A 9,131-nucleotide genomic window follows, 5' to 3' on the forward strand; every position below is an offset into this window, starting at 1 on the left:
GGCCGGGTCAAGCGGCCAGCTCCACGGCGGCGCGTAGCTGCCGGGCGCCAGGGCGGGAGCAGCCGGGGCTCCCGGCAGCAGGCCAGCAGCACGGCCGCCAAGACGGTGCGGAGCGGCCTGCGGTGGTCCTGCGAAGGTTTCAGCACGGGTGCCGGCCGAAGATTTCCCATGGCCCGATTCTGTCCGGTCCCGCCGGGGACGGGAACTGCGGCAGCCGCCGCTGTGGACGCTCAGGCGGCCCCGCCGGCCTGTGCAGGAACGGTCGCGGACAGTGCCGGAAGCCCGGCCACCGTGTAGTACACTGGTTCAAGCAGTTTTGCGCCTTCCCGACCCGTGTCCGCGACCGGCTTTTGCCCTGTTGCCGCGCGTCACCGGAGGCAGGAAGCTGACTACGCGTGTCTGAATTCCGGCGGCCATCCAGGCTGCGGCGGTATGTGTCCAGGCGGTCCGGCCAGTCCGGTCCGGGCACATGTTCGAAGCTGGCAACAGCGGCAACGTTCAGGCACCAGGAGCCTCGCCCGCCCGGGCGAAACGCTATCAACCGTCTACAGGCAGATGCCCTCCGGCGCCGAAGCTGCGCCGGCACTGCCGGAAGGAGTGACGACATGCCCGTCGTTACCATGCGCCAGCTGCTCGACAGCGGCGTTCACTTTGGCCACCAGACCCGCCGCTGGAACCCGAAGATGAAGCGTTTCATCTTCACCGAGCGCAACGGCATCTACATCATCGACCTGCAGCAGTCGCTGTCCTACATCGACCGTGCGTTCGAGTTCGTCAAGGCCACCGTCGCCCACGGCGGCACCGTGCTCTTCGTCGGCACCAAGAAGCAGGCGCAGGAAGCCATCGCCGAGCAGGCCACCCGCGTCGGCCAGCCCTATGTCAACCAGCGCTGGCTCGGCGGCATGCTGACCAACTTCTCCACCGTCTCCAAGCGCATCCAGCGCCTGAAGGAACTCGAGGAGATCAACTTCGAGGATGTTGCCAGCTCCGGCCTCACCAAGAAGGAGCTCCTGCTCCTGCAGCGCGAGAAGAACAAGCTGGAAACCACCCTGGGCGGCATCCGCAACCTGACCAAGACCCCGTCCCTGATCTGGGTTGTGGACACCAAGAAGGAACACCTCGCCGTGGACGAGGCCAAGAAGCTGGGCATCCCGGTGGTCGCCATCCTGGACACCAACTGTGATCCGGACGAGGTCGACTTCCCGATCCCGGGCAACGACGACGCGATCCGCTCCGTCAACCTGCTCACCCGTGTGATCGCCGACGCCGTTGCCGAGGGCCTGATCGCCCGCAACAACCGCGCCGCCGGCAGCACCGAGGCCCCGGCCGAGCCGCTGGCCGAGTGGGAGCGCGAGCTGCTCGAAGGTTCCGCCGAGGCCCAGGCCCCCGAGACCCCTGCCGCCGAGGCTCCGGCCGCGGAGGCTCCGGCCGCGGACGAAGCGGATACCAACAAGTAATTCCATACTTCCCCTGCCGCCTTGGCGCACCCTGCGGACGCACCGCACGGGCGGTCCTGCGGCGGGGCATCTGCCGGAACGGCTGGCCGGAAACCGGCCAGCCGTTCCGGCGGAACCACCTAACTGCTTATTACGGGAGGACTGGAGTCCAATATGGCGAACTACACCGCTGCTGATATCAAGGCCCTGCGCGAGCGCACCGGCGCCGGCATGATGGACGTGAAGAAGGCTCTCGACGAGGCCAACGGCGATGCCGAGAAGGCCATGGAGCTCATCCGCATCAAGGGCCTGAAGGGCGCGACCAAGCGCGAAGGCCGTTCCACCGCCGAGGGCCTGGTTGCCGCCAAGGTCGTCAACGGCACCGTCGGCGTCATGGTCGAGGTCAACTGCGAGACCGACTTCGTTGCCAAGAACGACAAGTTCATCGCCTTGGCCGACAAGGTGCTCGAGGTTGCGGTCGAATCCGGCGCCGCCGACCTGGACACCCTGCTGTCCGCCGAGGTCGAGGGCAAGAAGCTGGCCGACTATGTCGTCGAAGAGGGCGCCGTGCTGGGCGAGAAGGTCGTCGTCCGCCGCGTCGCCCGCGTCGAGGGCAAGACGGTGGACGCGTACCTGCACAAGACCTCCAAGGACCTGCCGGCCCAGGTCGGCGTGCTGTTCGCCGTCGACGGCGAGGGTGACGGTGCCCTCGAGGCCGCCCACGACGTCGCGGTCCACACCGCCGCCTTCGCGCCGGCGTACCTGACCCGCGAGGAAGTTCCGGCCGAGACCGTCGAGAACGAGCGCCGCATCGCTGACGAAACCGCCCGTGCCGAGGGCAAGCCGGAGGCCGCGCTGCCGAAGATCGTCGAGGGCCGCCTGAACGGGTTCTTCAAGGAGATCGTGCTGCTGGACCAGCCGTTTGCCAAGGATCCGAAGCAGACTGTCGGCAAGGTCCTGGAGGCCGCCGGCGTCAATGCCACCGGTTTCGCGCGCTTCCGCGTGGGTGCCTAAGACCAAGGCGCACTTGGAAGCTGGAACCGGCAACGGTTCGTGAGGAGGGGGTGGCCACCGTTGGTGGCCGCCCCTTTTTCCTGCCCTGCATCTATTCTTGACCTGATACCGAATGCACGCCCGGGAGGCACCATGGAAGCCCAGAACGAGAACATCCACACCACTGCCACTGTTCCTGCGGCCAGGCGCCGCCGCGTCCTGCTCAAGCTCTCCGGAGAAGTCTTCGGCGGCGGCAAGCTGGGCGTCGATCCGGACACCGTACGCGGCATCGCCAAGCAGATTGCCGCCGCCGTGGGCCAGGTCGAGGTTGCCATCGTCGTCGGCGGGGGCAACTTCTTCCGCGGCGCCGAACTGTCCCAGTCCGGGATGGACCGCTCGCGCGCGGACTACATGGGCATGCTCGGCACCGTGATGAACTGCCTGGCGTTGCAGGACTTCCTGGAACAGGCAGGAGTGGACACCCGGGTGCAGAGCGCCATCACCATGGGGCAGGTGGCCGAGGCCTACATCCCGCGCCGCGCCATCCGCCACATGGAGAAGGACCGTGTGGTGATCTTCGGCGCCGGCGCCGGGCTGCCGTACTTCTCCACCGACACCGTCGCGGCCCAGCGTGCGCTGGAAGTCCATGCCGACGTCGTGCTGGCGGCCAAGAACGGCGTGGACGGGGTCTATACCGCGGATCCGAAGGAGGACCCGAACGCCCAAAAGCTGGACACACTCACCTATGACGAGGCACTTCGCCGCAACATCCGGGTGATGGACCAGACCGCCTTCAGCCTCTGCAAGGACAACAAGCTCCCCATGGTCGTCTTCGGCATGGAGGGCGAGGGCAATGTCACCCGGGCCATCCTGGGCGAGCGGATCGGCACCTTCGTGTCGGCCTGAGCCCCGCCGCGGCCGGCTGGCTGGCAAGGGTAGGCCAGCCGGGTCCCTGCGTGGCGGCGCAGCCGACACGATAGGGCCTGGCCTACCCGCTAGGATGGATAGCAGAGCCCGCCGGCCTGCTGCCTGGCCCGGCACTACCGTGTGCAGAACCGTCTAAGGAGACACCGTGATCGAAGAAACCTTGCTTGAGGCCGCCGAGAAGATGGACAAGGCGGTGGAAGTGGCCAAGGAGGACTTCGCCACCATCCGGACCGGCCGGGCCAATCCTGCCCTGTTCTCCAAGGTCACCGTCGACTACTACGGCACGCCGACGCCGCTGCAGCAGCTGGCCTCCTTCCAGAACCCGGAGGCGCGCACCCTGCTGATCACCCCTTACGACAAGTCCGCGCTGAACGAGATCGAGAAGGCGCTGCGCAACTCCGACATCGGGGCCAACCCGGCCAACGACGGCAACGTGATCCGCGTGGTCCTGCCGGAGCTGACCGAGGAACGCCGCAAGGAGTACGTGAAGGTGGTCCGCGGCAAGGCCGAGGATGCCAGGGTCTCCATCCGCAACATTCGCCGCAAGGCCATGGACACCATCGGCAAGCTGGTCAAGGACGGCGAAGTCGGCGAGGATGAGGGCGCCCGTGCCGAAAGGGAGCTGGACGCCCGCACCAAGGCCCACACCGACAATGTCGACGAGCTGCTCAAGCGTAAGGAAGCGGAGCTCCTCGAAGTCTGATGAGCGAGGACCCGCCTTCAACACGGGCTGGCGAACGGCGCGCTGATGGTGCCGCTCCCGGTGCCCTGCCCCCGGCGGGCCGCCGGAGCCGGCAGCGGGCCCGGAAGCCGTCCCGGGCCGGGCGCAACCTGCCGGCGGCCATCGGGGTGGGCGTGGCCCTGCTGGCCATCGTCCTGGTCGGCCTCTTCTTCATGCCCTCCGCCTTCGTGGTGCTGGTGGCCGCCTTCGCGGTGCTCGGCACCCGCGAGGTTTCCCGGGCGCTGACGGTCAAGCAGATCCATGTCCCGCTGCCCCCGCTGTACGCCGGGGCGGCGGCCATGCCGTTCGCAGCCTTCTACGGCGGACCGGAGGCGCTGTCCTTCGCGCTGGTGGCCTCGGCTTTGGCCGTCCTGGTCTTTGTCTGCCTGGAAACCGCCAAAGACGCCGCGCGGAACGCGATGAGCGGGGTGTTCATCCTGGCCTGGGTGCCGCTGTTCATCAGCTTCGCCCTGCTGCTGCTGGATGAACCCAACGGCGCGTTCAAGGTCGCGACGATGCTGCTGCTGGTGGTGGCGAACGATACCTTCGGGTACCTGGTCGGGGTGCTCTTCGGCAAGCATCCCATGGCCCCGAAGATCAGCCCGAAGAAATCCTGGGAGGGCTTTGCCGGCTCCGTCGGCGGCGCCGTCGTGGTCGGTGTCCTGTGCTCGGTGCTGATCCTGCACCTGCAGTGGTGGTTCGGCCTCGTGCTGGCCATTGCCACGGTTGCCGCCTCCACGGCCGGGGACCTGGCCGAATCCATGGTCAAGCGGGAGTTGGGCATCAAGGACATGAGCAACCTGCTGCCCGGGCACGGCGGCATCATGGACCGGCTGGACTCGATCACCTTCGCCGCGCCGGTGGGCTACCTGCTGGCGGTGCTGCTGGCCCCCGGGGCAGGCTGATCCGTCCGCGTCCCGGGCGCCCGGGCCCCGGACGGCAGAATTTAAACCATTCAACCGATATCCGAGCAAGAAGGAACCTGCAGAAGCAATGGCACATCCCACCCACCAGGCCGGCAGGGGGAGCGTCCCCTTTGACCGTGTGAGCCGGCGCGAGCATGGCTACAACATGCGCCAGGTGGACAAGTTCCTGGACCGGGCGCGCGAGTACTATGACGGCTGGGACTCGGCATTGCCGCCGGTGACCAGCCACGATGTGCGTACCGTGGCGTTCGATCCGGCCCGAGGCGGCTACGATCCCCGGGCAGTGGACTCCGCCCTGGACCGGCTGGAGGACGCCTTCGCCCAGCGCGAGCGGGACGACCTGATCGCGCAGGAGGGCGAGGAGGCCTGGCTGACCCGGATCGGCAGGCTTTCGGCGGTGCTGCGCGCGCGGCTGCACCGCGAACCCGGGGCGCGCTTCCGCCGGCCCCGCCACCGCAATGTGTCCAGCTACAACGTGCAGGATGTGGATGCGCTCTGCAACGAGTTGCTCAACTACTTTGAACATGATGAGCCGCTGAGCGTGGACGTGGTGCGGCGGGCGGTCTTCCGGGAGGCCAGGGGCCAGGAGGGCTACGAGGAAAACCAGGTGGATGTCTTCCTCGAACGCGTCGTGGAACTGATGGCAACCATCGAATAGTTCCCCTACAGCCGTTCCGGGGTGTGGAGCCGGGCCATCACGCGGGACACCGACGCCGGCCGCCGGGACGGCGTCGCCCGCGAGACGCCGATCGTAACCACGAAGGCCGCCGGCACGCTCCACGCCGCCGGCTGCTCCAGCAGCTGGCGGATCGGACCCAGTGCCGGTCCGAAGGCGGCCGCCAGCAGGACGGCCCCGCCGCTCAGGACCGCCCCGGCGAGCATCCCGGCGATCGCCCCGGCGTCGGTCAGCCCCCGCCACCAGATGCCCAGCAGCAGCAGCGGGCAGATCGTGGAGGCGGTGAACGCGAAGACCGTTCCCACGCTGCCGGCCAGGGCCAGCGAATCGGTGGACAGCGCCACTGCCAGCGGCACCAGCGCCGAGAGGACGGCCGCCCGGCGGAAGCCCTTGACGCTGCCGCGGAACAGGTCCTGGCTGATCACGCCGGCGAGCGAGACTACCAGCCCGGAAGTGGTGGAAAGGAAGGCCGCGAAGGCCCCGGCGGTCACCAGCGCGGTGAGCAGGTCCCCGGCGGCGCCGCCGATGAGGCGGCCGGGCAGCAGCAGCACCGCGGCATCGGCCTGCCCGGCGGCGGCCAGGTCCGGCGTGTACAGGCGGCCGAGCACCCCGTACACGACCGGGAACAGGTAGAACACGGACAACAGCCCGAGCACAATGAATGTGGTCCGGCGGGCGGCCGGGCCGTTCGGGTTCGTGTAGAAGCGCACCAGCACATGCGGCAGGCCCAGGGTGCCGAAGAGCAGCGCAACCAGCAGGGAAACGGTCCCGTAGACAGGGACGCCGGAACCTGCCTCCGGCAGGAACACCGCGCCGCCGCCGGTGATGGGCCGGGATTCGGTGCCCAGCAGCAGCAGGATGAAGAACAGCGGCACGGCCAGGGCCGTGAGCTTGAGCCAGAACTGGAAGGCCTGCACGAAGGTGATGGAGCGCATGCCCCCGGCGACCACGGAACAGACCACCACCAGCACCACGACGCCGGCGCCGGTCCAGGCGGGCAGCCCGGTGGTGATCCGCACGGTCAGGGCCGCCCCGTGCAGCTGCGGCACGATATAGAGCCAGCCGACGACGACCACCACCGCGCTGGTGACCAGCCGGGCCGGGCGCGAGTCCAGCCGGGCTGCGGCGAAGTCGGGGATGGTGTAGGCCCCGGAGCGCCGCAGCGGCGCCGCAACGAAGAGCAGCAGCATCAGGTAGCCGGCCGTGTAGCCGAGCGGGAACCAGAGCCCTTGGAGCCCGGAGACCAGGATCAGCCCGGCCACGCCCAGGAAGCTGGCGGCGGAGAGGTACTCGCCGCCGATCGCGGAGGCGTTCCACCACGGGGGCACGGTCCGCGAGGCCACATAGAAGTCCCCGGTGGTGCGGGAGATGCGCAGGCCGTAGACGCCGATCAGCACGGTGGCGGCGCAGACGGCGGCCAGCGCCGCGAATCCGGCGGCCGGGTTCATCCGTCCGACTCGCTGACCAGGTCGCGGAACTTGCGCTCGTTCCGGGCCGCCGCCCGGTTGTACAGGCCGGCGCAGGCCAGCAGCACCGGGTAGATGCCCAGTCCCAGCAGCAGCCATGGCAGCGGGACCGTCCACAGCGCCACTCCGTAGCCGCCCGGCAGCAGTACCACCACCAGCAGCACGCCCAGCACGATCGCGCCGAATCCGCCGGCCACCACCAGGGCCAGCCGCAGCTGGGAACGGATCAGCGAGCGGATGAACAGCTCGCCCACCTCGGAGTGCTCGTCCAGTTCGCGTGAGACGGTGAAGCGCCCGGGGGAGTGGATGGCCCGGGTCCGCGGGCCGGTCACCCGGACGCGCCCCGGTCCGGGACCCTGCGGCGTTGCCTGGCTCATCCGCGGGGCCTGACCCGGGTGGTCTCAAGCTTGTCGCGCACCGCCGGCAGGTGGCGCCGGCTCACCGGCAGTTCGGCGCCGTTGACCAGCACGCTGGCCCGGCCCGAGCCGAGGCGGACCTGCTGGATATGGTCCATGGACACCAGGTAGGAGCGGTGGATGCGCAGGTAGCCGGCCTGTTTCCACTGCCGCTCCAGGTCGTTGAGGGGCACCCGGACCAGGTAGCTGGACTCGGCGGTGTGCAGGCGCGCATAGTCGCCCTGGGCCTGCACGTAGCGGATGTCGTCGCGGCGGATCATCTTGGTGACGCCGCCCTGGTCCACGCTGATCACCTCCGGCCTGGCCGTGCCGTCGCCGCCGTCCCGGTCCGCCCTGTCGTCGGGCAGTTCGCAGATCCGGCGCACGGATTCGGCCAGCCGTTCGGCGCGCACCGGCTTGAGCAGGTAGTCCACGGCCGCCAGGTCGAAGGCCTGCACCGCCTTGTCCTCGTCGGCGGTGACGAAGACTACGGCGGGGGGCCGGCTGAAGCGCGAGACCACCCGGGCAATGTCCAGGCCCGAGAGCGAGGGCATGTGGATGTCCAGGAAGAGGGCGTCCACTTCGTGGCTCTCCAGGGCCCGCAGCGCCTCGGCGCCCGAGCCGGCCTTGTAGATGCTGCCGATCCGCTCGTCGCGCGCAAGCAGGTAGGCCAGCGCCTCCACCGCGGGAAGCTCATCATCGACGACGAGAACATTGACCATGGCTGACAGTGTATTAGCGGTACCGGTGAATTCCAGACTGCCGGGCCGGACGCTCAGTCCACCCGGTGTTCCGGCTGGAACTTTGGGATCCGCAGCGTGACCAGGGTGCCGGCGCCGGGAGCGGTGTCGATGACCAGGCCGTGCTCGTCTCCGTAGACCTGGCGCAGCCGCACGTCCACGTTCCTCAGGCCCACATGGTCCCCGGCGGCGTTGCCGGCAAGCACCTCGCGCAGATGCTCCGGCTCCATGCCCACGCCGTCGTCCTCCACCGTGACGACGGCATGGGCGCCGTCGTCACGGGCAATGATGTTGATCCGGCCGGCGCCTTCCTTGGCCTCGATGCCGTGCCGGACGGCGTTCTCCACCAGCGGCTGCAGGGACAGGAAGGGAACCACGGTACTGAGCACCTCCGGGCCGATCTGCAGGCTCACCGTCAGCCGGTCCCCGAACCGGGCGCGCTCGAGCAGCAGGTAGCGGTCAATGGACTTCAGCTCCTCGGCCAGGGTGGTGAAGTCCCCGTGGCGGCGGAAGGAGTAGCGGGTGAAGTCCGCGAATTCGATCACGAGCTCGCGGGCACGGACCGGATCGGTGAGGATGTAGGAGGCGATGGCGTTGAGCGAGTTGTAGATGAAGTGCGGGCTGATCTGGGCCCGCAGGGCGCGCACCTCGGCCTCCATCAGCTGTGCCCGGGAGGAGTCCAGCTCGGCCAGCTCGATCTGGGTGGCCACCCAGGCGGCCACTTCGCTGGCCGCCCGCACCAGCGGGGCGCCCACATGGGCCGTATAGACCCCCACGGTGCCGACCACGCGCCGGCGGACCCGGATGGGGGCGAAGACCGCCTCGCCCGGCCGGGCGCCGGCGGCACCGGG

The 9,131-nt window shown here is 69.1% G+C and carries 10 protein-coding genes; 6 read left to right on the top strand and 4 right to left on the bottom strand.

All coding sequences use genetic code 11. The annotated features are described in order from the left end of the window. Positions 1 to 605: 605 nt before the first annotated feature. The 6 genes from rpsB to ACFQ36_RS17745 all read left to right on the top strand — a co-directional run bounded on the left by rpsB (position 606) and on the right by ACFQ36_RS17745 (position 5,661). Positions 606 to 1,457, top strand: coding sequence for a 30S ribosomal protein S2 (gene rpsB, locus ACFQ36_RS17720; protein WP_377015997.1), 852 nt, complete (start codon positions 606 to 608; stop codon positions 1,455 to 1,457). A 153-nt stretch (positions 1,458 to 1,610) separates the two neighbouring features. Beyond that, entirely contained in the window at positions 1,611 to 2,450 is an 840-nt protein-coding gene (gene tsf / locus ACFQ36_RS17725) for a translation elongation factor Ts (protein ID WP_377016000.1), read from the top strand. A 132-nt stretch (positions 2,451 to 2,582) separates the two neighbouring features. Next, on the top strand, positions 2,583 to 3,335 hold the full coding sequence (pyrH, locus tag ACFQ36_RS17730; RefSeq protein WP_377016002.1) for a UMP kinase: 753 nt from the start codon (positions 2,583 to 2,585) through the stop codon (positions 3,333 to 3,335). A 166-nt stretch (positions 3,336 to 3,501) separates the two neighbouring features. Continuing rightward, a complete protein-coding gene (gene frr, locus ACFQ36_RS17735) occupies positions 3,502 to 4,059 on the top strand; it encodes a ribosome recycling factor (protein WP_377016004.1) in 558 nt (185 codons plus the stop codon). Continuing rightward, the gene (locus ACFQ36_RS17740; protein WP_377016006.1) at positions 4,059 to 4,982 is read left to right on the top strand and encodes a phosphatidate cytidylyltransferase; all 924 of its coding nucleotides are present in this window, start codon (positions 4,059 to 4,061) and stop codon (positions 4,980 to 4,982) included. The genes frr and ACFQ36_RS17740 overlap by 1 nt, the downstream gene beginning before the upstream one ends. Before the next feature lie 88 nt (positions 4,983 to 5,070). Then, positions 5,071 to 5,661, top strand: coding sequence for a DivIVA domain-containing protein (locus ACFQ36_RS17745; protein ID WP_377016008.1), 591 nt, complete (start codon positions 5,071 to 5,073; stop codon positions 5,659 to 5,661). Positions 5,662 to 5,666: 5 nt separating this feature from the next. Here ACFQ36_RS17745 and ACFQ36_RS17750 read toward each other — a convergent pair whose 3' ends face one another. From ACFQ36_RS17750 to ACFQ36_RS17765, 4 genes are all read right to left on the bottom strand, one after another. Beyond that, a complete protein-coding gene (locus ACFQ36_RS17750; RefSeq protein ID WP_377016010.1) occupies positions 5,667 to 7,127 on the bottom strand; it encodes a cation acetate symporter in 1,461 nt (486 codons plus the stop codon). Then, the gene (locus ACFQ36_RS17755) at positions 7,124 to 7,522 is read right to left on the bottom strand and encodes a hypothetical protein (RefSeq protein WP_377016012.1); all 399 of its coding nucleotides are present in this window, start codon (positions 7,520 to 7,522) and stop codon (positions 7,124 to 7,126) included. Before ACFQ36_RS17755 ends, ACFQ36_RS17750 begins: the two co-directional genes overlap by 4 nt. Then, positions 7,519 to 8,262, bottom strand: coding sequence for a LytR/AlgR family response regulator transcription factor (locus ACFQ36_RS17760; RefSeq protein ID WP_377016014.1), 744 nt, complete (start codon positions 8,260 to 8,262; stop codon positions 7,519 to 7,521). Before ACFQ36_RS17760 ends, ACFQ36_RS17755 begins: the two co-directional genes overlap by 4 nt. A gap of 53 nt (positions 8,263 to 8,315) precedes the next feature. Further along, positions 8,316 to 9,131: sensor histidine kinase (locus ACFQ36_RS17765; protein ID WP_377016016.1), on the bottom strand; the 816-nt coding region annotated here is incomplete at its 5' end.

Source organism: Arthrobacter sp. GCM10027362, from assembly GCF_042679445.1.
Lineage (GTDB): Bacteria > Actinomycetota > Actinomycetes > Actinomycetales > Micrococcaceae > Crystallibacter.